The organism is Veronia nyctiphanis, from assembly GCF_004116385.1.
Taxonomy (GTDB): Bacteria; Pseudomonadota; Gammaproteobacteria; order Enterobacterales; family Vibrionaceae; genus Veronia; species Veronia nyctiphanis.
Window position 1 is genome coordinate 1 of the sequence record NZ_PEIB01000033.1, and the last position, 23035, is coordinate 23035.

Genomic DNA, 23035 nt, shown 5'->3' on the forward strand with positions numbered 1-23035 from the left:
TTATTTTATTTATTTTATTTTATTTTATTTATTTATTTATGTCATGACTCTTTATTTCCATTTTTACTCTATGTTGTTTAACTTCCTGTTCCTATATTGGTAGTTTAATCTTGCGATACAAAAAGGATAACTTTCGCTATCCAGTTGGCTAGGTTTTCATTACAAAAAGCAGGAGAGTAAAATGCTAAGTTCTTTTAAAAAAACTGGTTCTTATGATTTTCGTCCAAGTAGAGATAATAATCCGGTTCAGGGTATTAAACTTACTCAAGACGCTACACAACAAGTTAGAAATGTAATGCCACCGCGCAATAAGAAAGGAGACGCAAGCGTGGTCACCCCCTCGAGCATGAACAACTCCCATGTAAGGCATACTGCTAGTAGTGTTCAGGCCAACGCTAAAACTCAGACGGAACAACGAAAGTTAGGAGTTAATGCTGAAACTCAGACTAAAAAGACTCCTGAAGAAGATAAAAGATACAAGCAAGAATTACCGTCTAAAAAAACTGAAACTCCCAATACACCTGGCTTAGTGAAACAGTCCCCCTCAGCTCCTGCAGTTGGGTCCGCTCCCTCTAAAATTCTTACTAACACGGCAGATCCAGTTGAGCCTCCCCAAAAACCTGCTGGAACAGATTTTATTGCCAATGGAAAGAAACACACTGATATTCAGAAAGATATAGAACAAAGATTCAAAAATACGCATCAAATCCCACAAAGCAAAGGTGTTATTACAGGCGTGGCACCAGATCAGAGGTTTAATTTTAATTCAGCAAGCAGCGACTCAAATAACCATAGTTGGTCGAGCCAAAATATTGGACATGCCAGCATCCCGAGGGCAGAGATAGCTACAGATAAAACAACGCCGGTTTTTTTTCTAAGTCCAAATGCTTTGGGTGAGGGTATCGCACCCGCTGGATCGGTACACTCATTAGCCGATAAATTTATTCAAGGCGATATAGATCAGAGTAAGCTCCCTACAGAAATACTAAATGATAAAGATAAACTTGCAGCGCTCAACGATATTAGAAGCCGTTTCGATAAAAATTGGACGCTCCAAACATCATTCAACACGAACGGCTATAACTACGTAGATAACGGAAACGAAATATTTGATGGTGAAAGTGACAATTATCACCAAGCGCCGACTCTCCTTAACAATGCAGAGGGGCGAAATTATTCTCGACCAACGGTTGGATCGTATATTCGGACTGAAATTTCAATGCCGAGTAATTGGACAGAATCCGGTAATGAAGCAACCATATATGGTTACAGCAAAGTAACCAATGAAGGAACTGTAGAATTCACTAATGGTCATACTCCCGAAGATGTTCTCATTCGAGCTAACGAGGCAACTACAGTTAACAATACTTCTTCGAGTATAAAGCAAAGCTCTGTAGACACAAATTCAAGTTCCTTTGGCCAAAATCAATCATCGTACGAAAACACATCGAGTCAACAAAGCGTTGGATTTTCGGCTGGTGTTTCTGCTGGCGGTGGTTCACCAACGCGATCAATCAATGGAGAAGCAAGCGTTTCCTATTCCAGTACTAACAGTCAGACAAGTGGTGCACAAACAGATATAAACTCTGGTAATGGTCAACAAAATTCGGTTGGCAGCAATATTGACGTTCAGCCGTTTACAATAAAGGAACGTACAGATTACTACCTTGGAAAAGAAAGAGCCGCAAACATTAAAGATGTAGAATTATCATTACCAAATTGGGATATATTTGATGAATTTCTCGATGATAATCAAGATACAAATCTATATTTTCAGGACTCATTCGATACTTTCAAGCCAAGAGGCGATGAAGGAAGTTGGGTTGGGTTGGGTTGGGTTAGATGGTGTTCGCCGTTACGATGATCGTTCCCATAAATTGAGCGTAGCGGGTGGGAATAAATTTTTCCAAATCGACAGAGATCGTTACCTTGGTCAGGTGTATACAGATACCCCTATAATTTGATGTACAATGAATAATTAGCAAGAAACTTTATTATTAATTGGTTATTGCAAATTGCTAGAGGCTAATGGACCGGGATAAATCCCACCATATTTCGGGAGAAAAGCATCTTTTGTGGTGCTTTTCTTTGTATTTGCTGATGAATTATTGAAGGTCATAAACGAATTTTATCAGGCAAGCAGTATTCCCAGATAGACTGGAATTACCAATCAAAGCAAAGTCAGTGCGCGATTTTACTCTGAGCTATTAACTTTTGACATCCGGATACCTTTACAAATACCTCCTCTTGATTGCTCCCTGATAATCTTTCAAAAAAAGAAACGTCAACAAAATATTTCACTGCGATTAATGGTCTGAAAAACACTGATAATGCCAAAAATACAGCCGTTTATCGCTGTTTTTATAATCTCCATGAAATCCTCATGGTTGAAGGATGAAATGATAATAAATATCATTCTCGAAACGAGTGGAAGAGAAGAGAAGAAAATGGCAGATCAAACAGGGCTTGAGAGCTTTGACCCTAATGCTGCAAATTGGAAAGGTCTGACACTGACGGATAAGGCTGCCAAGCGCATAAAAAAGCTGATTGACGATGACAATCAGATAATAGGGCTCAGGCTGAATGTAAAACCATCTGGCTGCGCAGGCTTTGCCTACGCGCTGTCTTTTGCCAAAGATGAACCGATAAAGGGCGATCTCGAGTTCATCTACCAAGGAGCGAGTATTTTCGTCCCTGAGAAGGCGATGCCGTATCTCGATGGCACAGAAGTGGACTTCATTTCTGAAGGTTTAAATCAGATGTTCAAATACAACAACCCTAATGTGGAGAATGCATGCGGATGCGGTGAAAGCTTCAATGTTCACGACGATTGAGTCGCTGTTTAAAAGACTTTTATCTTCGAACGATCATCTGTCCACATAGCGGTAAATATAATGACACAGAGCAGTACAGAAATTCAGGAAGACGTTAAAGCTTGGGTTGACGACGATAGCTACAAAGAGGGGTTTTATACCGAGGTCTCAAGTGACCGCCTTGGAAAGGGTATTAATGAAGAGGTTGTGAGAGCAATTTCAGCGAAGCGCAATGAGCCAGAGTGGATGCTAGAGTTTCGACTTGAGGCATTTAGAATTTGGCAAACCATGCCAGAGCCCCATTGGTTAAAGGCCCATTACGACCCGCTGAATTATCAAGAGTACAGTTACTATTCAGCCCCAACGTGTAACAGCTGTGAGGGCGAAGGTGACGCAAGTACTGAAGGTAGCCCAGACGATGTTTTTCTTACAGAAGAGGTGGCAAAGGCCTTTGAGCAGCTTGGTGTGCCTGTTGACGAAAAAAGTAACATCGCTGTCGATGCAATTTTCGACTCCGTCTCAGTTAAAACCACTTATAGCGATGAACTGTCAAAACTTGGAATAATCTTCTGCTCATTCAGCGAGGCAATTCACCAATACCCTGATCTTGTTAAGGAGTACCTCGCTCAGTAGTACCGCCCCGTGACAATTTTTTTGCCGCTTTAAATGCCGCTGTGGCCTCAGACGGAACCTTCGTTTATATTCCCAAGGGCGTGACCTGCCCGATGGAGTTGTCGACTTATTTCCGTATAAATGCGTTTAAAACCGGGCAGTTTGAGCGCACGATCTTAATTGCCGATGAAGGCAGTTACGTCAGCTATATTGAAGGCTGCTCTGCGCCTGCGCACAATAGTTATCAACTTCACGCCGCTGTTGTTGAAGTTATCCTGCTCAAAGACGCGCAAGTCAAATACTCCACTGTTCAGAACTGGTTCTCAGGGAAAGATACCGAGGGCGGTATCCTTAATTTTGTCACCAAACGCGCGCATTGCCGTGGTTCTGGGTCAAAAATGTCATGGACCCAATCTGAGACGGGGTCAGCGATTACTTGGAAATACCCCAGTGTCATTCTTCAAGGTGATAACTCTATCGGAGAGTTCTACTCAATCGCCCTGCCTCCGGTAAGCAATTGGCCGATACGGGCACGAAGATGATTCATATCGGTAAAAATACGAAATCAACCATTATTTCAAAGGGCGTGTCTGCGGATAGAAGCGAAAACAGCTATCGCGGGTTAGTCAAAATACTCCCTTCAGCCACCAATGCGAGGAGCTTTACGCAGTGTGACTCGATGTTGATCGGGCCAGACTGTGGCGCTCACACGTTTCCTTATGTCGAGGTACGGAATAGTTCGTCTCAGGTTGAGCATGAGGCAACAACGACAAAAATTGGTGAGGACCAACTTTTTTACTGCTCTCAAAGGGGCATCTCTGAAGATGATGCTATTTCTATGATTGTAAACGGGTTTTGTAAGGACGTGTTTTCTGAACTTCCCCTCGAATTTGCCGTTGAGGCACAAAAACTCTTGGCAATCAGTTTAGAAAACAGTGTGGGATAAAAGTAGATGTTAACGATTAGTAATTTGAAAGCGCAGATTGAAGATAAGCAAATTTTGAATGGCATCAATCTAACCATTAATCCTGGCGAGGTGCATGCCATTATGGGGCCAAATGGCTCTGGAAAAAGTACGTTAGCATCTACACTTGCTGGCCGAGATGATTTCGACGTCACTGAAGGGAGCGTTGTCTTTAAAGACAAAGAAATACTTGAACTCGACCCAGATGAGCGAGCGGGTGAAGGAATTTTCTTGGCCTTTCAATACCCTGTTGAAATACCGGGTGTCAGTAACCATATTTTCCTTCAAGCTTCTGTCAATGCGGTAAGGAAATACCGTGGGCTTCCTGAGTTAGAACGCTTCGAGTTGGCAGACTTAATTGATGAAAAAATCGAGTTGCTGAACATGCCTCAAGATTTATTGTCGCGCTCGGTTAACGTTGGATTCTCTGGCGGTGAGAAAAAACGTAACGATATTCTGCAAATGGCCATTCTTGATCCTTCACTTTGCATTTTGGATGAAACCGATTCAGGGCTCGATATTGATGCGTTGAAAGAGGTCTCAAACGGTGTAAACAGCCTTCGTGACGGCAACCGTTCTTTTATTATCGTGACGCACTATCAGCGGATACTGAATTACATTAAACCCGATTTTGTCCATGTACTTTACGATGGCAAGATTATCAAGTCAGGCGACTTTTCCATGGTGGCAGAACTGGAGGAGAAGGGCTATGGCTGGCTTACTGGTGAAGAGTAACCAAAGCGATCTTCTGAACAGGCTCACATTGGGCAGAGAAGCGGCTCTGGAGAGCCATTCAAGTGAACATTGGTCGCGGGCCGTCTCGTTGGGGCTTCCGGGACCCAAGCACGAAGATTGGAAGTACACACCACTTGATCGTCTTTATTCACTTGATCTTTCCGCGTCAAATTACGCTTCGCTCAGTCAATCGGGTGTCGATAAGCTTAAGTTACCTCTTGATGCTTATGTACTGACGTTTGTTGATGGCGAATTCCGACCATCGCTCAGTCAAATGGATGACATTAACTTCAAGATAACGCCATTAACTGACGAGCATAAACAGGCACTGCCTTTGGCAATTAGTGGTGAGTTTTTTCTGCATTTAACCGAAGCGTTGAACCCATCGGGGGTGCTCGTTGAGATTCCGAGTAATTTAAGTGTCGAAAAACCGATTTACTTGCTGAGTATTGCATCTCAGGGCGAGAGAGGAATGAGCCATGTGCGAAATCATCTTAAGCTGAATACAGGTAGCTCTGCTTGCATCATTGAGCACCATGTTACTCTTGATGAGCCTTACTGTGACAATAATCCTGAGGGGAAAGGGCACCTCGTTGGTTCTCGGCTCACTATGGACGTTGCTGATAATAGTCAACTTGTGCATTACAAAATCATAAATGGCCAAAAAAAGCAGTGCCACTTTGGCCACAATGATATCCATGCTGGGCGCGATACAAGGATTTGCAGTCAAACGTTTTTGCTGTCTGGTGCGTTAACGCGCCATCATACCAGTGCCAGATTAGACGGCGAAAACAGTGACCTCTTCATAAACAGCCTGAGTCTGCCATCTAACGATCAAATCTATGACACGCGCACTTACCTTGAGCACAACGCGAGTCACTGCAATAGTGAGCAGATCCACAAGATTATTGCCCAAGATCAATCAAAAGCTGTGTTCAATGGCCTTATTAAAGTCGCCAAACATGCAATTAAGACAGACGGCCAGATGGACAATCACAACCTCTTGTTAAACGACGGTGCAGAGGTAAATACCAAGCCGCAGCTTGAAATCTACGCTGATGATGTCAAATGTAGTCACGGTACAACAACAGGCTCTCTGAGCAAGGAACAGCTTTTCTATCTCGGTACCCGAGGCATTGATTCTCAAACAGCAGAACAAATGATCACATTGGCATTTGCTGGTGAATTGACTGAGGTCATTGGTATTCCTGAGATTAAGGAAAATGTGTTTAACGCCGTCAGTGAGAAATTGGGAGAACGAAATCAATGAGCCTTGATAACAGCGATATTCGACTCCAATTCCCAACACTTTTGCAAGAAGTTAACCATCGGACGTTGGTGTATTTAGACAGTGCCGCCACCTCGCAGAAGCCAAATCGTGTGATTGAAAGAACAGATGCATTTTATCGTAATCAAAACGCTGCTGTTCACCGAGGTGTTCACCACTTGAGCGCGAAAGCGACGGAAATGATGGAAGATGTCAGGGATCAGGTTAAGACATTTCTCAATGCAGCTAATCGTGAAGAGATTGTTTTTACTCATGGAACAACTCATGCGATTAACCTCGTCGCTAACTCTTTTGGGCAAATGGCGATGGGGCTGGGTGATGAGGTCATTATTACAGAAATGGAGCATCACGCTAACATCGTGCCGTGGCAGTTGTTGGAGAAGTCGATTGGCATAAAGGTGGTTGTTTGGCGAGTCGAGTCAGATGGTACGTTGAACCTCGATACGTTGAGAGACCTCTTGAGCGACAAAACAAAGCTTCTCGCCCTCACTCATATTTCGAATGTTCTCGGCACTGTTAATCCCGTAAAAGAAATCATTGAATTGGCTCAGATCAATGGAACGAAGACACTGATTGATGGTGCGCAGGCAGTGATGCACCAGCGGGTAGACGTTCAGGCACTGGGTTGCGACTTCTATGTGTTCTCGGGCCATAAAATTTATGGTCCCACTGGTATTGGCGTCATGTATGGTCGAAAAGAATTACTCGACATGATGCCTCCTTGGGAAGGTGGTGGCGCGATGATTGAGGAAGTCAGCTTAACAGAGGAAACGACGTTTAACAGCGCACCTTGGCGTTTTGAGGCTGGTTCACCGAATGTCGCAGGCGTGATAGGGCTGGGAGAGGCAATCAGTTTTGTTGAGGAAATAGGCTTCGACTTTATTCAACGCTATGAAAGCAACCTAATGGCCAGTGCTATCCAGCGCTTGTCTCAGGTCCCTGATTTACAAATCTATGGTTCACTGAATAAATCGGGTGTATTGGCCTTCAATCTTGGTGATCTTCATCCCTATGATGTTGGTAGTTTTCTTGATCGCTATGGTGTTGCGATACGGACAGGACACCATTGTGCAATGCCATTGATGAAGCGTTATCGTGTGCCGGGTATGTGTCGTGCCTCATTCGCTATTTACAACAATAAAGAAGATATTAAATCTTTGTGCGAGGGTTTGGAGCGTGTTCATGCACTTTTACTCTCATAAGAGGCAATAAGGAGTTTTGTTTGAATCGAGAAAAACTGGTCAAGAACTTTGGCCGCTGTATTGATTGGGAAGACAAATATCTTTACATCATGTCGTTAGGCGAAAAGTACGCAACGCTTTCTGATGAATATAATACCAAGGAATATCGAATTTCAGGGTGTCAGAGCCAGGTCTGGGTAAAAGTCGAGTTGCAAGATGGCAGGTTGTCAATTGAGGGCAACAGTGATGCTGCGCTTGTAAGAGGCTTGGTTTCAATGGTAATTATTGCGCTTAACGGTCTAATGCCAGAGGAGCTTTTGGCTACAGATATTAAGAAAATGTTTGCTGAGATGGGCTTACAGCAACAACTTACACCTGCCAGAAATCAGGCTTGAATGCCATGATAGCGACCATTTATGAGCGGGTTAAACCAATGACTTAACGTTATAACAAACTCGCTTCCTCGGTTAATAGAGAGAGGATCGTTGCGCAAAATCTGTACACAGTATTTTGGTTCTCTCTTTGATTCCGTAAAGCTCATAGAGGTCACATGTTCGATTAAGTGTTTCTTTTGCGAATTTTCGGCTCAGTATTCTGCATGACAGGGGATTTTGTTTATTGTTGAGCTCCGACATCATCCGGCAATAAACCTTTCTGAGGCCTTCGAGATAGCGAGTATCGTCACCGTTATTTTTACAAAGGTCTGCCAACCTCATACACGTTTCGAAATAATCCATCAACGTCTCTACGCCAGTCCCATGCTTATTGAGCCGGTTTTCAGCATGGAAAAAATCTACTGTCGTATCCTGAAGCTGTACTTTGTAATCTTCAATACTCTGATCAAGCCAATTCATGATATGCAATGTCATAACGCTCCCTCTCAGTTACATTGTTAATGATAATCATTATCATTAACAATGTAAAATGCTTCATTAACGTACTGTGACTTATTCAGAGTTTTCGTGTCACTTTGTTGACATGGTGTGTCTGGCGTCTTTACAGGACGCAGAGCAGAGCAGAGCAGAGCAGAGCAGAGCAGAGCAGAGCAGAGCAAAGCAAAGCAGAGCAAAGCAAAGCAAAGCAAAGCAAAGCAAAGCAAAGCAAAGCAAAGCAAAGCAAAGCAAGTTATGCTCACTGAGAGGGTATTAGGAGATGCTAGGTACGAGTGTCTATTCGTTTTTTGCTCAAGATAAGGAAATGAAGTTGAGTGCAGGTGGCAATCGAAAGAAATAAAAAAAGCACCCGAAGGTGCTTTTATCATGGAGGAGTCGTACGATTAATCGTCGCTACCCATGATACCTAGAATCTGAAGTAAGCTCAGGAACAGGTTATAAATCGCGACATAAAGAGAAACAGTCGCTGAAATGTAATTGGTTTCACCGCCACGGACGATGGATTGCGTGGTAAGCAGAATAACGCCGGTAGAAAACAGAACAAACAAGCCGCTAAGCGCAAGAGACAGCATTGGTAATTGCAGGAAGATGTTAGCAACCATACCTACCAACAACACAACGAAGCCCGCCATAAGCATTCCGCCAAGGAAAGATAAGTCGCGTTTTGTCGTTAGCGCGTAGAATGAACAAGCTAAAAACGTCAGTGCTGTACCGCCCAATGCAGGAGTAATCGCCCACCCCATCCCTGCGCCAATATACATGTTAAGAATCGGACCTAGGGTGTATCCCATGAAGCCTGTCAGCAAGAAGGTGAAGACTAGACCCATTGAGTTGTTTCGGTTTTTCTCCGTGAGGAACAGGAGACCATAAAATCCGACTAGAGTAATGATGATTCCTGGGTGAGGAAGGTTGTAGGCCATTGCAACGCCAGCAACAACTGCGGACCAAAGCAACGTCATTGATAGTAACGCGTAGGTGTTACGCAGTACTTTGTTGGTTGCCAGTACACTCTCTTGTGTCTGATTTCGGGTGACTATACGATCATTCATAGTGTTCTCCGAGAATGGTTTCCTTGTCAGATTAATAATGTCTTATATTACGACAGTTATGGGTGCAAACGTTCACCTTTTCAAGTGTTCAACTCGCAAAATACCACTTTCCTGTCCTCAAAGTAACTTAACGCGCTGATATGACAGACTTTGTTACAAAGTTAGTTTCTGCGAACGAAAAAGCGGCCATTTAAGGCCGCTTCGATAAGTGTATCAATGGTGCAGTATCTGACTGAGGAAGAGCTGAGTTCTGTCAGATTGTGGGTTATTGAAGAATTCATCAGGGACGTTTTCTTCTATAATTTCACCCGCATCCATAAAGATAACCCGGTCAGCAACTTCTTTAGCAAAGCCCATTTCGTGTGTTACACACAGCATGGTCATCCCTTCGTTGGCAAGTTCAACCATCACATCGAGTACTTCGCGAACCATCTCCGGATCGAGCGCAGACGTCGGTTCATCGAACAACATAACGTTTGGATTCATGCACAGAGAACGGGCAATAGCAACACGTTGTTGCTGTCCGCCTGATAGTTGTCCGGGGAACTTGTTTGCCTGCTCGGGGATCTTCACGCGTTCGAGATACTTCATTGCAATTGCTTCAGCTTCTTCTTTGGGCATTTTCTTCACCCAAATTGGCGCAAGTGTGCAATTCTGAAGCACTGTCAGGTGCGGAAAAAGATTGAAGTGTTGGAAGCACATCCCAACTTCTTTTCTCACCAGTTCAATATTTTTGAGGTCATCAGTGAGCTCAGTACCAGAGACGATGATTTGGCCTTTTTGGTGCTCTTCAAGGCGGTTTATACATCGGATCATCGTTGATTTACCTGACCCTGATGGACCACAGATAACTATCTTTTCACCTTTGGTCACGGACAGGTTGATGTTTTTCAGTACGTGAAATTGTCCGTACCACTTGTTTACGTCATTCAGTTCAATAACTGGTGCATTTGGAGACTGCGTCATAATTTCTTCCTTGAACCTGTCCTAGCGTTTATGTCCGGTGTGGAGTTTGTTCTCGAGATAAATACTGTATCGAGACATGCCGAAACAGAAAATCCAGAAAACCAGACCGACAAAAACATAACTTTCGGTCGCGAACCCAAGCCATTTCGGGTCAGTGTTCGCAGATTGGCCAATACCGAGTACATCAAACATCCCGATTATCAGGACCAGACTGGTATCTTTAAATAGGCCAATAAAGGTGTTAACGATCGAGGGAATGGTGATCTTAAGTGCCTGAGGCAGAATGATCAGACCCATCTTCTTCCAATAAGTCAGCCCCAGCGCATCTGCTGCTTCATACTGACCTTTCGGAATCGCTTGTAACCCGCCACGTACCACTTCCGCCATGTAGGCCGCTGAGAACAGCACAACACCTATCAAAGCACGGATAAGTTTGTCAGTTTCAGCTTCCCCTGACATAAATAATGGCAACATGACTGACGCCATAAAGAGGACAGTGATCAGCGGTACACCACGCCAAATTTCAATGTACACAGTACAAAGGCTGCGTATTACTGGCATATCAGAGCGTCGACCCAGTGCCAATACCACACCAATTGGCAAAGAGATGACAATACCAACGATGGCAATGACCAAGGTAATTAATAAGCCACCCCATAGGTGAGTATGAACCTCTTCCAAGCCCAAGACGCCGCCATACAGCAGGTAGGCTGTGAAAATCGGGAAGGGTAGGATGAATACGAGCCATATCAATGTTCGATGTGGTGTCTTCTCATACGCTAACAGGCCGACAAATATGGCGAGCATTGCGTAAAATAGCTGAGGTCGCCACAATTCTGACTCTGGGTAAAAGCCGAACATAAACTGGTTAAATCGGACATTAACAAATACCCAACAGGCCCCCTCTCTGGAACAGTCTGCGCGAGTTGTGCCCGCCCAATCCGCTTTGAGAAATGCCCAATCTACAATGGCGTAGATACCCTGAAATGCCAAGTACATCAGTACCAACGAAATCACGGTGTTTGCTGGAGACGAAAACAGGTTTTGTCTCAGCCAACCTACAACACCGATGGTGTTCGCTGGTGGTGGCAAGTCTGGCTGAAATTCATGTTTATTGGTCATAAATTACCTCTCAACCAAAGCGACTTTCGCATTGTATATGTTCATCAACAGAGACGTCAGTAGACTCAATGTCAGATAAACGGCCATTGTCATTGCGATAATTTCAATCGCCTGACCCGTCTGATTCAATGTCGTGCCTGCAAATACTGATACCAAATCCGGATAACCTATCGCCATGGCGAGCGACGAGTTTTTCGTAAGGTTCAAGTACTGGCTTGTCAGAGGAGGAATGATCACTCTCAGTGCTTGAGGGATAACCACTAAGCTGAGGGTTCGTCCTCTGCTTATTCCCAGCGCCAAAGATGCTTCGGTTTGTCCATGACTCACTGCATTGATACCCGAACGAACAATTTCAGCGATGAACGACGCTGTATAAATTGAGAGCGCAAGTGTCAGCGCTGCAAGCTCTGGAATAATCGTGATACCGCCGCGGAAGTTGAAGCCTTTCAACTCGGGGTAGTCGATTGATATAGGCATACCTGTTGCGAGATAAGCCAGAAGTGGTAAACCAATCAGTACTGCTAACGAGATTGTTACAACTGGTGTTTGCTGCCCCGTAAGGTCCTGTCTATTTTGTGACCACTTTGCAAAGCTAATGCAGAAAATGATTGCAATCACTAGCGCGATCCCAATCCACATTGAACCCTCTTGGAAAGCAGGACTGGCCACGTAAAGGCCACGGACGTTTAGGAACAACCATTCACCAATACTGATACTCTGTCTCGGCGAGGGGAGTGTTTGGAGAACGGCGAAATACCAGAAAAAGATTTGCAGTAGAAGAGGGATGTTTCGGAAAGTTTCGATATAAACGGCTGCGAATCGGTTGACGAGCCAGTTTTTCGATAACCTTGCGATACCAATTATGAATCCGAGGATGGTTGCCAGTGCTATACCAAGCACAGCAACCAATGCGGTATTCAGTAGGCCGACAAAAAACGTACGGCCGTAAGAATGAGTGGAGTCATACTCAATCAGGCTTTGGCCGATACCAAAACCTGCGGTTTCAGTCAGAAAGCCAAATCCCGTCGCGATACCACGTGATTCTAAATTTGTTAATGCGTTATTGACGATGGTGTAAAAAAAGAACACCAGTCCGAGGATGGCAATAATTTGGAACAGAACAGAGCGAAACGTAGGATTGTAGAATAGGTTTTGCTTCTTGCCTTGTTCTTGTTGGATACCAGAGTTTTGAGTTTGCTTTACTCTCATAGAACTACAACCTCTATGCGTTATACCAAAACTGGGCACGTTTCCATGCCCAGTTTGATGTTAGCCGTTAATGAGGCTGCTTAGCGAATTGGTGGCGCATACATGATGCCACCGTCATTCCACAGTGCGTTCAGGCCACGAGAAATCTGTAGTGGCGAGTCTTTACCGACAGTTCGCTCGAAACTTTCACCGTAGTTACCGACTTGCTTGATAACCTGATAACCCCAGTCATCGTTCAGCCCTAGGCCTTTACCTTTAGGTCCATCAAGTCCAAGCAGACGTTTGACGTTAGGATCTTTAGAGCCTTTCATTGAGTCAACGTTGTCAGAGGTCACACCGAATTCTTCTGCGTTGATCATCGTATTAAGTGTCCACTTGGCGATATTAAACCAGTTATCATCGCCTTGACGAACAACAGGCCCCAGTGGCTCTTTCGAGATGACTTCAGGAAGTACAACCGCTGAAGCAGGGTCTGAAAGTTTAACACGTGACGCATAGAGACCTGATTGGTCAGTTGTAAGCGTATCACAACGACCTGCTTCGAAGCCTTTCACCGATGCATCATACGTATCATAAACAACAGGTGAGAACTTCATGTTATTCGCTTTGAAGTAGTCCGCAAGGTTGAGCTCTGTAGTCGTACCTGACTGAACACATACTGCAGCGCCGTCAAGCTCAAGAGCACTTGTAACACCTAGTTTTTTGTTGACCATGAAGCCTTGGCCATCGTAGTAGTTTACACCAGCAAAATTGAGGCCGAGGGTACCGTCACGCTGAAGTGTCCACGTTGTATTACGCGAAAGGACGTCAATTTCGCCCGACTGAAGCGCAGTAAAACGCTCTTTAGGCGTGAGAGGAACATATTTTACTTTGCTCTTGTCACCGAGTGCAGCAGCGGCAAGTGCCTGACAAAACTCGACATCCAAGCCTTCCCATTCGCCTTTAGCATTTGGGTTTGAAAACCCAGGAAGACCAGTACTAACGCCACAGCTAACGTAGCCTTGTTTTTTCACTTTGCCGAGAGTGTCTTCTGCTGCCATGACGCTTGTTGACATCATTGCAGTAGTTGCTGCTATGGCCGCCACTAAGACTTTCATTTTATTTGCCATCGGAACTTCCTTCCTTTTATTCCTTGTGCTCTTTACTTCTTGCATGACTCCCACTATTTGCAGGAGCCAACAAAATAGGCACGATTGTTGTGTTTGCGAAAATTGGTTTATTTAAATATTTTTATGCTTGTTTTTATTTAGCTTCTAAGAGTATAGGGATTGTTTCTTTCGGTTCCATAGGTTTAACACGCCCACGATCACGTTATAAGAAATATGTTATAAAAATGTGAGCTTTATGATGCTATTGATGAGGTTGGCTGGGTATTTCAGTGCTGCCTTTATGTGATTTAAATTCAAAATAATAGCTAATTATTGAATTTATTTTCATTAATATTGACTGCTTATGTTTTTTAGTTGGTTTGCTTGTTGATGTGTTACTTTTCTGATTATGTACACATTTTATTGGCTTGAGAAATGAGGTATCAGCTATATCTATTTCAAAAATGCGGGCTAGAACATAATTTCGTTCTGTTAAGTCCTAAATGTTAGAATAATAAAAAACAGGATATCGATACTATGGTTGCTGACTGTTTGTTTCGTTATTGATTTAATCTGTTGCGGTTTGTTTATAAACCAGTTGAACCAATAATATATTCTCGATTAATTCGAAATGACTGTTTTGTGATGAACAACAAAAAACATATTAAACCGTTTAATATATATACTAAGCAATTAACAATAATTAAGATGCCCAACTTTAAAGTCATGAAATGAATTCCTAGACCAAGTAATAATGTTATAACTTGCGCTGAGTCAAATTTCTATTCCTCATAACAATCTGTTAATGAGATCTACTTCCAGCAAGATGACAGGTTAATATTTCATCATCTGCCCACCTTTTCTTACGTTTTTATCTAAGCGCATTCTAAATCAATAGCTTGTCTCAGCTACGGGCCAAATTCAGGTTCGATTATCCGTGTAATTTGGAATATTCATTTATTACTGACCAGAATTAACCAAAGAACATACATAAAGTTAGGGGCGCTATGGCTGGGGAACGGGCTTTTTATGTTATGGATAATGTTATTCAACATTATGCGTGGGGAAGTAAGACGGCACTGCCCTCTATGCTTGGGGTTGCAAACACCTCAAAGCAACCTCTTGCTGAGATGTGGATGGGTGCACACCCGAAAGGCAGCTCTATGTTAACAGTGGGCCACTCCTACCTTTCTTTGCACGATTTTATCGCTAGCGATAGATATGCTGTGTTGGGAGAGAGCTTGTTGTCTGCTGGGATTGATGATTTGCCGTTTCTATTCAAAATTTTGGCTGCAGAGAACGCGCTTTCTATACAAGTCCACCCTAACAAACGTGATGCAGAGATAGGCTTCAATCAGGAGGAGCAAGCTGGTATTGCATTGAACGATCCTGCGAGGAACTACAAAGATGCTAACCATAAGCCTGAGTTGGTTTATGCATTGACGCCTTATGAGGCAATGAATGGTTTCCGGCCCTTGAGTCAAATCTTTGGACTTTTCAAAATATTGAAGATAAACAGTCTCCAGAATGAGTTATCAGAGTTTGAACAGGCAATGACACCATATGGATTAAAGTCGTTCTTCAAAGCGCTCCTTTCATTACCGTCGAATAGAAAAGAAGCTTCTGTACATGAGCTGATGAGGCGAGTGAAGCAATACCCCAACAATGAAGTCAGCGGGTTAATCAGAAGGTTAGCGGTGCAATACCCTAGTGATGTTGGGCTTTTTGCGCCACTTTTGATGAACGTAGTGAACCTTCGACCTGGTGAGGCTATGTTTCTATCCGCAAACACCCCCCACGCTTATGTGCATGGCGTGGGGCTAGAGATAATGGCGAATTCAGACAATGTTTTGCGCGCGGGTTTGACGTCCAAGCATATTGATGTGAAGGCGCTGATCGATAACACTCACTTCATACCGAAACTTCCTGATTCACTGGTACTTGAGCCCGAGAACCGTGGGAATGTGCTGCATTACCCGGTGCCTGTCAGTGACTTTAAATTCAGTATTTATAGAGAAGGCGAGCATGACCTCCACACCGACAGTGCTGAAATAATACTCGCCGTGGAAGGTGAGCTGTTGCTGACAACGTCTCTTGGCGAAGTTGTCGCCCTGAATAAGGGACAATCAGTCTTTATTCCTGCCTATGTAGCGATTACCGAGCCTCAACGTCAGGCTTTGCTGCCCGAGCCTATCATTGATAGTCTGGGTGCAAAACGAACCGACGGATACACCATAATGAATCCGCCTATAATCGTCGCAAAAACTAATATTGAAAGGTTTTCGATACTATTACCGTTTGTTTTTGTGTACCAAAAAGACACAGCGGCAATGATGGCACTCAAAGACAAACAAGTTGCGGATACAAAAAGCGCCGGTGGACGGCCGAAGACGACGTCGCGTAGTGTTTGTTTGCTGGCTGCCATTACCAGCCCCATGCCAATACATACTGATGAAGCCAATGCGAACATGGGTTGCAACTGAGAGATGGCTATCGGTAACAGGACAAGAAGCATTACCAACCAAGTCAGTGGGTTAAATACAGAACCCACTCGCTCAATACTTACATTCGACATTGTTCGGCTCACGAGAAATATCATGGTACCCAGCACTGCACCGGCGGTAACATCCATAAGGTAATGAACACCAAGATAAATTCGGCTCAGCGCAGTCAGCAATGCAGCACCTAAAGCCAAGCCAAGAATCCATTTTCCTTTCGTATTTCCAGTCCCAAACCAACTTGCCATAGTGAGCCAGATTGCAAAGGCATTTGCGGTGTGTCCACTTGGAAAGGAGAAACCATTGGCAGTGGCTAGGCCTAGTTCTGGGTAGATATAAAATGGGCGAGGGATACCAAAAAAGAGCTTGCTACCGTAAACACTGAGTATTGTCAGAACTGCCATCATCGCCAACCAGACCAGTCTTTTCACGCCGCCCGTTAAGAGTGCCAATGGGACAAGAAGAACATACAGATAAGTACTGCCGAGGCCTGACGCTGCATGAATGAATGCATCAATGAATACAAAAAGCGGGGCTGGTAGTGCTGTGATTGCTTGCTGGAGAGAGCGGTTTATATCGGCATGTTCAGCCAAGAAAGGTGAAGCCATGTCGCTAAAGTCTGACGAGATGTTTAGCTCACTGTTTTCTGATTTCTTGAGCCATTTTGGAAAGTCAGCCACTTGATCTGGGAAACGAAACTCACTTGCACCCATTGTGCTAGTGTCAAGCCAATTGACCGTTTTGATTTCGCGGCCGAAATGTGGGCTAAACCAAGACGCCACATATCCTTTGTTCTCCATTTCATATGTGGGTACGGCACTTAGCGTCTTACAGTTGTATATTGCTGCCGAGCCACCATCGTCAATGCGTCTGATGACTTCAGCTCTTAGACCCGTTTCTTCGAAAAGCTCCCTTAACGCTGCGTTCTCTGGCGATTCGCCATCATCAATACCGCCCCCGGGAAGCGCATAGCGTCCGGACAAATAGTCCTTTACCATTAAGACTCTGCCTTGTTCATCACCAACAAGGCAAACAGCGCCACGGAGAGGTGTATTTTGAGCCGCGTTTACTGTTAGAGAAGCTAAGGCGATGATAAAGAAAAGTGTGCGAAGGAATATGCGATTCATGGCTAGGCATCTATCTGAAAGATGTGTATTTTAACAATGTCGTGACTATTGAGAACCTAAACTACTGATGAATTATCGGAAATGTGGTCCATTTCTAATAACAGAATTACACGAATAAACACATTTTGTTCGCTAAATGCCCACTTAGGTTAAAAGGGGAGCAGTCGATTGTTGAGCGTTGAAAATAGCTTTACAGCCAATGCCCCGGTTAGTAATATTCCGCCCACTTACGGAGAGATGGCTGAGTGGTTGAAAGCACCGGTCTTGAAAACCGGCATACGTTAATAGCGTATCTAGGGTTCAAATCCCTATCTCTCCGCCACATTTGAGAAAGCCGCTGAATATTCAGAGGCTTTTTTGTACTCAGGCTTCCTGACAGACATTTATCTTAGCCACCATCTCGTTTTCCTCATCAATCCCAATCTCTTCGAAACCAAATTTGGCATAAAAATCCTTGGCGATCGGATTTTTCGGTACGTCGCTTATCTCGATGGTCTCAAGATTCTCATTTTGTCTTATTTCATTAAGCGCCAGTGCAAGCGCTTTGGTACCGGTGCCCTGCTGTTGATATTTGCTGTCTACCATGAATCGCCAGATTTCCGTTTTATCTGGGGAAGGCTTTACCCACATAAAGAAGCCGACAGGTTTGTGTTCAAAATAAATCGCCCTTGTCTCGTACCCATCATTGAACACGGACTCAACAATTGACCATGTATTCATGGCAACAAAATCTTGTTGTGCTTCGCTGGCATCAAGGTCGCAGATAGCCTCGTAATTATGTTTGGAGATTGGCTTGAGTCGTATCGTCATATCTCTTATCTTAATTGATGCTGTGAGAGACCGTTAAATGCATCGGCTGGAAATGATTAGCAGTGAAGAACGACATTATCGCTTCTGTCGTGTATGTTAGTTATCGTGCTTCGCTTTTGCGACTCAACCGTCTTACTTTTTGCTGGTTGATTCATTCGCTGTGTGCCTTAATCATATTACGCACAAAAGGCACAGACTTATTCACGCACCTCTTGATACGCTTTTTACAACAAACTATTGAGTGCCCCGGGTTTGCGACTTTGCAGCTCCTGGGGACAAAAAAGAGAGGGATGCGATATGTTAAGACTGTTAGGAAACATTATTTGGTTTTTGTTCGGCGGTATCATCATGGGGTTAGCCTGGTATGCGTTCGGCATATTGGCCTTTATCAGCATTATCGGGATTCCGTGGGGTAGGGCATGCTTCGTGATGGGTACTTTCTCTTTCTTCCCATTTGGTAAGGAAGCTATCAGCGTGATGTGCTGACTGAAAGAGAAGATATTGGCACGGGCACGTTGGGTATTATCGGCAATGTGATCTGGTTTTTTGTCGCTGGGATTTGGCTAGCGTTGGGCCATCTCGCGTCTGCAGTTGCCTGCTTTATTACGATTATTGGTATTCCTTTCGCCATTCAGCACCTTAAGTTGGCTGTTATTTCGCTGTTTCCAATCGGCCAGACAGTGGTAGATAAAGAAGTTGCAGAGGCAGCGAGAAGCAGCCACGCGCGTGACCGCGTAGCTGAAATACGTAAGGGTAATTAATCTAGTTCAGCACGCTGACTTCAATGTCAGCGTGCGTCTGTAATCTATCTAACAATCTGTCTCCCATTAGACTAGATGTTGTCCAGAAACCGCCTTTGGCACCGCATTTCTCTCCAGAATGGTGAAAATCCAGCGCTAACGAGGCGGCAGCCTGCCCTAGCATTTTTCCTGTTGAGCCATATCCCGGATCTCCCTGACCAACGACTTTCGTTGAAATGACGTCACCACTCGCTGTTTTGCCGATGAAGCGAATATCAAAGAATCCCTCTAATTGCTCCTTCGCTGATGGACCTTCACCGGGTTTGGGCAACACAAATTTTTTCAATAGCCACCGCGTGGGCGGCAACGCTGTGAGTGCCATGAACAGGCTCAAACCGACGATAAATGCATTTGATTTAACAGCCCCAGAGAACCCTTTACCTGTAAGCACAGCTTCGTCGTAGCAGAAGTCTCTGCCATATGGGTAGTCGTCCAGTGCGTTGGAGCGAAGCACTATACGACTATTGATTGCTGCCATGATAAAGGGTGATATCCATGCGTTAAAATCTGGATCACGTGCAGCAATGGCATTTGTCGCCTGACGTGTTGAAAGCTCACCGCTTTCGGGACAAATGAGGTATGGGTTAGCAATCTTTTTGAGTAGCGCTGGGTCTTTAACCACTTCTTCAGTGATATTGATGATGCTGGCAATCGTTCCGCCCGAAGCGCCTCCTTTAAGGGTCTTCACGCGCATTTTGATGGAGTCGCAATATTGTCCAAACAAACGCTTTGCTTCTTTCTGCGTGAAATAAACGCCCATATCTGATGGAATAGAATCAAAGCCACAACAATTCACAATACGCGCACCGCTTTTTGTCGCCAAATGTTCATACTTATAAAGCATTCGGTGTATCCACTGCACTTCACCCGTTAAATCACAATAGTCAGTGCCTGTTTCAGCACAGACTTTAATTAATGTTTCGCCATAAAGGGCATAAGGCCCAACCGTTGAAACAACAACCCGGGTGTATTGACACATTGTTGTGAGTGCTTTCTCATCGTGTGAGTCAGCTAAGATGGTGTCTATATCAGGCGTGTTAAGGCCCTGTTTTACCGTATCGAGTTTATGTTGAGATCGTCCTGCTATCGCCCACTCTAGGGCTTCCTGTCCGGGGTGGTTGAATTGCCTGTCGAGATAACGACAGAGAATTTGACCAACAAAGCTGGTGGCCCCAAAAACAATAAGGTCGTAGTGCTTTTCCATAGCGCATCCTTTGCTAGAGAAGTGAACGTTTCAGCTTCAACCGTTAAGAAATAGGTTATTACTCTAATTTCGCATATGTTTGTTAGCCAATACTGAATCAAGTTTGATACTCAGTGCATAGTCTGTCATCGCAGCAGGCCCAAAGATCGATTCATCGTGTTTTATACGCATGTAGATGATCAAGTTAATTATTTAATTTATCGTGTTTTTTTGTTGAGAAAGCGCAAGTAATCACCACATGGCGAAGAGTAATCATGGCAAGATTCATCATGAACGAAAGAAAAAGAAACTAGTATTCTTTTATCTGTGTTTCAGCGTCTCACCACTTGGATTTTGTAGACGCTGAAAGCACCATCATCGAATGGAGGACTGATGGCTGTAACCATTGATTACTATTCTGACGTATTTTGTATCTGGGGTTGGTTTGGTCATTACATCAATCAAAAGTTTGATGGCCGCTGGACTGAGGATCAAGTCACATGGCGTTTTCGTCACGTGGAATTATACGGGGATGTAAGTGCAAGAATCCGAAAACAGGGAACTGGCGAGAGTGCTTTCTCTCGCTATGCTGAACAATCGGAAAAATTTGTCAGCGAGTTTGAGGGTATGACAATCCATCCTGATGTTTGGCGAAAAGTACGCCCGGGTAGTTCATTAATGCCTCATCAAGTGATCAAAGCGGTTGAGCTTCATAAAGGTCAAAATGAGGCAAACCAATTCTCAGATCGAGTGAGAGAAGCTTTCTTCCGTGACGGTCGCAATGTCGGTCAGTTTGGTGTGTTGAAGGATCTTCTGACTGAAAATCACCTAGCGCACAAAGAGATTCTGGACAGCCTGATGGATGGCACAGCACTTGGCGCAACAGTGGCTGAATTTCGGGCTGCGGAATTAGCGAAAATTCCCGGTAGCCCTAGTTGGATTCTCGATAATCAACGATATCGCTTCTTTGGCCGTGTTGAGCCTGAAGCGATTGGAACGACAGTCGATATTCTATTAGACAGGCATTAATTGTTCAGCGGCGTTATGTATTCAGGGCAGGTGACGTAAGGGTTGTCATTTTTATTTCCTGCTCTGAATCGCTAGACAACACCACCTTTAGCGTATCCAAGTCTTGTAACGAAGAGATATGAGTGCCACCACACGGTATTTCGATTTTTTGTTCATCAATCTCACAGCACCAATACCTAGAGTCAGTGAGGTATTCTCCATGGCGTTTCATGATGATTTCAGCACCATAAGCTTTCCATTGAGCGAGTTGTTGATTCACCTTGTCCTCGATATCTGCCAGATTTGCCAACAGCTCGGCACTGTTTAACCCTCGCTTTCTCAGCGTTTTGCCCAGTCGGTAAGTATCCTCGCATCTATCTTCTGTCACAAAACTCGTTTGTTCGGCATAGGCGTGAAAGTCGTGGTGATCGAGAGGGTCTTTTCGCTGTGCTTCCTTACGCCAGTAATCGCTATGAATGACTTTATTCAATGCCAACGCGGCAAAATGCGCCGCACTGTGGCCACGACTGAGTGAAGCTTGGTACGGTTTATCGACGTCCAAGCGAACATGTTCACCAACTTCGAATTCATCCTCTGAATCGATGGTATGGACAACAACAAATAACCACCCTGGTGTATCTCGCTTAACAGGAATGTCTTTATCAACGAATAATTCTGCCGTTTCCGTGTGATAGGCGCCCGTCAGACAATCAGCGATTGCATAGCTTTTTCCTTTGATGTCAACATAGCCCCTGTCTGCGGGGTGATCGGGCCAAATGTGTGACACCGGGTGAAACGGTGTCACTTCGGTAACAAGGCGCACGCCTCGATCACAGCGCTCACAGATCTGCACTTTACTATCGACATCCCACTGTGGGTGGGTAAATGTTATTTTTGTTGCCGTCACCTGCTTCATGCCATTCACTGTTCGAAAACTGAAAGAGAAACATGATAGCAGGACGATACGGACGACAAAATATGTGTCGACTTATGAGCGAGTTAGATCTTGAATTCGAACCCGACCATCAGGCTTTCTATGTCAGTATCAAAATCGGTTTGACGGTCGCTGAATTTACCTCGTCTGAATTCAACTTTTGCGGTCAGGTCGGTGCGAATGTGGTAGCCCACCTGCACGCCGTAGGTCAATACTGTATCTTTGCTTCTGAATTTGTTAATCGTTCCTGCGTCTGTGGCTTCAGCTTTCATGGTGATATGTTCAACGCCAACTTTAGCGCCGACATAGAATTCGTCATTCAAGTAATAATCAGCCTTTAAATTACCGCCCACGCCGTGCGCGCTTACGACGGTCAAGTTCGTACCGGTTTTCGTTTTTAGCCTTCGGCCTTCGTACTTTTTTGCCTCTACCTCAACACCCACCATCCAGTTCTTGTTTGCAAGCGTTTCAAAGCCTATGTGTCCGGACATACCCGCACCGACACTTTCGTCCACACTGTTTTCTTTGTTGAGACGCTGTTGAGCATCACGGATGTCATATTCTGTTTTTACGTAGTTGAGGCCGCCGTAATATTTACCATTGTTGTAAAGCTCAGTAATGGAATAAGACGAGGCTAAAGCGGTTGTAGAGATGATTGCAAGAAGTTGAAATGCAGCTGCTAAAATAAAATTTTTCATAGGTTGAATGCTTCTTATCCAGATTGTTATTAGGCGTTAAAAGCCATGAGTGTGTTC

At 44.3% G+C, this 23035-nt stretch carries 18 protein-coding genes, 1 tRNA gene and 3 pseudogenes; 11 read left to right on the forward strand and 11 right to left on the reverse strand.

Features of this window, described 5'->3' with window-relative positions:
* Positions 1 to 181: 181 nt before the first annotated feature.
* The 7 genes and pseudogenes from CS022_RS19705 (at position 182) to CS022_RS19735 (ending at position 7988) form a co-directional block, all read left to right on the forward strand.
* Positions 182 to 1864 (forward strand): hypothetical protein, encoded by a 1683-nt coding sequence (locus tag CS022_RS19705; protein ID WP_129123677.1) that lies wholly within the window; start codon positions 182 to 184, stop codon positions 1862 to 1864.
* A gap of 583 nt (positions 1865 to 2447) precedes the next feature.
* A complete protein-coding gene (locus tag CS022_RS19710) occupies positions 2448 to 2834 on the forward strand; it encodes an iron-sulfur cluster assembly accessory protein (RefSeq protein ID WP_129123732.1) in 387 nt (128 codons plus the stop codon).
* A 60-nt stretch (positions 2835 to 2894) separates the two neighbouring features.
* Positions 2895 to 4371: pseudogene (gene sufB, locus CS022_RS19715) on the forward strand (Fe-S cluster assembly protein SufB).
* Between the two features lie 6 nt (positions 4372 to 4377).
* Positions 4378 to 5124: a Fe-S cluster assembly ATPase SufC gene (sufC, locus tag CS022_RS19720; RefSeq protein WP_129123678.1), complete on the forward strand. Its 747-nt coding sequence runs from the start codon at positions 4378 to 4380 to the stop codon at positions 5122 to 5124.
* Complete coding sequence (gene sufD, locus CS022_RS19725) at positions 5099 to 6394, forward strand: Fe-S cluster assembly protein SufD (protein WP_129123679.1); 1296 nt, start codon at positions 5099 to 5101, stop codon at positions 6392 to 6394. The genes sufC and sufD overlap by 26 nt, the downstream gene beginning before the upstream one ends.
* Positions 6391 to 7614, forward strand: a complete 1224-nt coding sequence (locus CS022_RS19730; protein WP_129123680.1) for a SufS family cysteine desulfurase — start codon at positions 6391 to 6393, stop codon at positions 7612 to 7614. Before sufD ends, CS022_RS19730 begins: the two co-directional genes overlap by 4 nt.
* Positions 7615 to 7634: 20 nt before the next feature.
* Positions 7635 to 7988 (forward strand): SufE family protein, encoded by a 354-nt coding sequence (locus CS022_RS19735; RefSeq protein ID WP_235869813.1) that lies wholly within the window; start codon positions 7635 to 7637, stop codon positions 7986 to 7988.
* A gap of 72 nt (positions 7989 to 8060) precedes the next feature.
* Here CS022_RS19735 and CS022_RS19740 read toward each other — a convergent pair whose 3' ends face one another.
* The 6 genes from CS022_RS19740 to CS022_RS19770 all read right to left on the reverse strand — a co-directional run bounded on the left by CS022_RS19740 (position 8061) and on the right by CS022_RS19770 (position 13890).
* Positions 8061 to 8462 carry a hypothetical protein gene (locus tag CS022_RS19740; RefSeq protein WP_129123681.1) on the reverse strand — a complete coding sequence of 134 codons (402 nt, stop codon included), beginning with the start codon at positions 8460 to 8462 and terminating at the stop codon, positions 8061 to 8063.
* A gap of 407 nt (positions 8463 to 8869) precedes the next feature.
* Entirely contained in the window at positions 8870 to 9535 is a 666-nt protein-coding gene (locus CS022_RS19750; RefSeq protein ID WP_129123683.1) for a Bax inhibitor-1/YccA family protein, read from the reverse strand.
* A gap of 213 nt (positions 9536 to 9748) precedes the next feature.
* Positions 9749 to 10501, reverse strand: a complete 753-nt coding sequence (locus CS022_RS19755; RefSeq protein ID WP_129123684.1) for an amino acid ABC transporter ATP-binding protein — start codon at positions 10499 to 10501, stop codon at positions 9749 to 9751.
* Positions 10502 to 10522: 21 nt separating this feature from the next.
* Positions 10523 to 11623: an amino acid ABC transporter permease gene (locus tag CS022_RS19760; protein WP_129123685.1), complete on the reverse strand. Its 1101-nt coding sequence runs from the start codon at positions 11621 to 11623 to the stop codon at positions 10523 to 10525.
* 3 nt (positions 11624 to 11626) lie between these two features.
* Positions 11627 to 12832 (reverse strand): amino acid ABC transporter permease, encoded by a 1206-nt coding sequence (locus tag CS022_RS19765; RefSeq protein WP_129123686.1) that lies wholly within the window; start codon positions 12830 to 12832, stop codon positions 11627 to 11629.
* A gap of 80 nt (positions 12833 to 12912) precedes the next feature.
* A complete protein-coding gene (locus CS022_RS19770) occupies positions 12913 to 13890 on the reverse strand; it encodes an amino acid ABC transporter substrate-binding protein (RefSeq protein WP_408057276.1) in 978 nt (325 codons plus the stop codon).
* 1037 nt (positions 13891 to 14927) lie between these two features.
* Here CS022_RS19770 and manA point away from each other — a divergent pair.
* Positions 14928 to 16403 (forward strand): mannose-6-phosphate isomerase, class I, encoded by a 1476-nt coding sequence (manA, locus tag CS022_RS19775; protein ID WP_328590415.1) that lies wholly within the window; start codon positions 14928 to 14930, stop codon positions 16401 to 16403.
* A gap of 98 nt (positions 16404 to 16501) precedes the next feature.
* Here manA and CS022_RS19780 read toward each other — a convergent pair.
* Positions 16502 to 17545 (reverse strand): annotated as a pseudogene (locus CS022_RS19780) (bifunctional NUDIX hydrolase/phosphatase PAP2 family protein); the annotation flags it as partial.
* A 231-nt stretch (positions 17546 to 17776) separates the two neighbouring features.
* On the opposite strand from CS022_RS19780, the gene CS022_RS19785 reads away from it, so the two are divergent.
* A tRNA-Ser gene (locus CS022_RS19785) sits at positions 17777 to 17867 on the forward strand.
* A 41-nt stretch (positions 17868 to 17908) separates the two neighbouring features.
* Here CS022_RS19785 and CS022_RS19790 read toward each other — a convergent pair.
* On the reverse strand, positions 17909 to 18355 hold the full coding sequence (locus tag CS022_RS19790; protein ID WP_129123689.1) for a GNAT family N-acetyltransferase: 447 nt from the start codon (positions 18353 to 18355) through the stop codon (positions 17909 to 17911).
* A 297-nt stretch (positions 18356 to 18652) separates the two neighbouring features.
* Here CS022_RS19790 and CS022_RS19795 point away from each other — a divergent pair.
* Positions 18653 to 19116 (forward strand): annotated as a pseudogene (locus CS022_RS19795) (YccF domain-containing protein).
* Between the two features lies 1 nt (position 19117).
* Here the strand turns inward: CS022_RS19795 and CS022_RS19800 are convergent.
* On the reverse strand, positions 19118 to 20359 hold the full coding sequence (locus tag CS022_RS19800) for a saccharopine dehydrogenase family protein (RefSeq protein WP_129123690.1): 1242 nt from the start codon (positions 20357 to 20359) through the stop codon (positions 19118 to 19120).
* Positions 20360 to 20731: 372 nt separating this feature from the next.
* Between CS022_RS19800 and CS022_RS19805 the strand changes: the two genes are divergently transcribed.
* Positions 20732 to 21367 (forward strand): DsbA family oxidoreductase, encoded by a 636-nt coding sequence (locus CS022_RS19805; RefSeq protein ID WP_129123691.1) that lies wholly within the window; start codon positions 20732 to 20734, stop codon positions 21365 to 21367.
* Positions 21368 to 21380: 13 nt separating this feature from the next.
* Here the strand turns inward: CS022_RS19805 and CS022_RS19810 are convergent, their stop codons facing one another.
* Both CS022_RS19810 and CS022_RS19815 read right to left on the reverse strand, forming a co-directional pair.
* Positions 21381 to 22262 (reverse strand): alanyl-tRNA editing protein, encoded by an 882-nt coding sequence (locus CS022_RS19810; protein WP_129123692.1) that lies wholly within the window; start codon positions 22260 to 22262, stop codon positions 21381 to 21383.
* Positions 22263 to 22345: 83 nt separating this feature from the next.
* A complete protein-coding gene (locus CS022_RS19815; RefSeq protein ID WP_129123693.1) occupies positions 22346 to 22978 on the reverse strand; it encodes an outer membrane beta-barrel protein in 633 nt (210 codons plus the stop codon).
* Positions 22979 to 23035: the final 57 nt, after the last annotated feature.

Bases quoted from the DNA above. Each gene is read 5' to 3' on its own strand.
- CS022_RS19770 (WP_408057276.1), bottom strand. From the start codon at position 13,890: ATGATGTCAACAAGCGTCATGGCAGCAGAAGACACTCTCGGCAAAGTG.
- CS022_RS19765 (WP_129123686.1), bottom strand. From the start codon at position 12,832: ATGAGAGTAAAGCAAACTCAAAACTCTGGTATCCAACAAGAACAAGGC.
- CS022_RS19800 (WP_129123690.1), bottom strand. From the start codon at position 20,359: ATGGAAAAGCACTACGACCTTATTGTTTTTGGGGCCACCAGCTTTGTT.
- sufD (WP_129123679.1), top strand. From the start codon at position 5,099: ATGGCTGGCTTACTGGTGAAGAGTAACCAAAGCGATCTTCTGAACAGG.
- CS022_RS19790 (WP_129123689.1), bottom strand. From the start codon at position 18,355: ATGACGATACGACTCAAGCCAATCTCCAAACATAATTACGAGGCTATC.
- CS022_RS19740 (WP_129123681.1), bottom strand. From the start codon at position 8,462: ATGACATTGCATATCATGAATTGGCTTGATCAGAGTATTGAAGATTAC.
- CS022_RS19750 (WP_129123683.1), bottom strand. From the start codon at position 9,535: ATGAATGATCGTATAGTCACCCGAAATCAGACACAAGAGAGTGTACTG.
- manA (WP_328590415.1), top strand. From the start codon at position 14,928: ATGGCTGGGGAACGGGCTTTTTATGTTATGGATAATGTTATTCAACAT.
- CS022_RS19710 (WP_129123732.1), top strand. From the start codon at position 2,448: ATGGCAGATCAAACAGGGCTTGAGAGCTTTGACCCTAATGCTGCAAAT.
- sufC (WP_129123678.1), top strand. From the start codon at position 4,378: ATGTTAACGATTAGTAATTTGAAAGCGCAGATTGAAGATAAGCAAATT.
- CS022_RS19760 (WP_129123685.1), bottom strand. From the start codon at position 11,623: ATGACCAATAAACATGAATTTCAGCCAGACTTGCCACCACCAGCGAAC.
- CS022_RS19810 (WP_129123692.1), bottom strand. From the start codon at position 22,262: ATGAAGCAGGTGACGGCAACAAAAATAACATTTACCCACCCACAGTGG.
- CS022_RS19805 (WP_129123691.1), top strand. From the start codon at position 20,732: ATGGCTGTAACCATTGATTACTATTCTGACGTATTTTGTATCTGGGGT.
- CS022_RS19815 (WP_129123693.1), bottom strand. From the start codon at position 22,978: ATGAAAAATTTTATTTTAGCAGCTGCATTTCAACTTCTTGCAATCATC.
- CS022_RS19705 (WP_129123677.1), top strand. From the start codon at position 182: ATGCTAAGTTCTTTTAAAAAAACTGGTTCTTATGATTTTCGTCCAAGT.
- CS022_RS19730 (WP_129123680.1), top strand. From the start codon at position 6,391: ATGAGCCTTGATAACAGCGATATTCGACTCCAATTCCCAACACTTTTG.
- CS022_RS19755 (WP_129123684.1), bottom strand. From the start codon at position 10,501: ATGACGCAGTCTCCAAATGCACCAGTTATTGAACTGAATGACGTAAAC.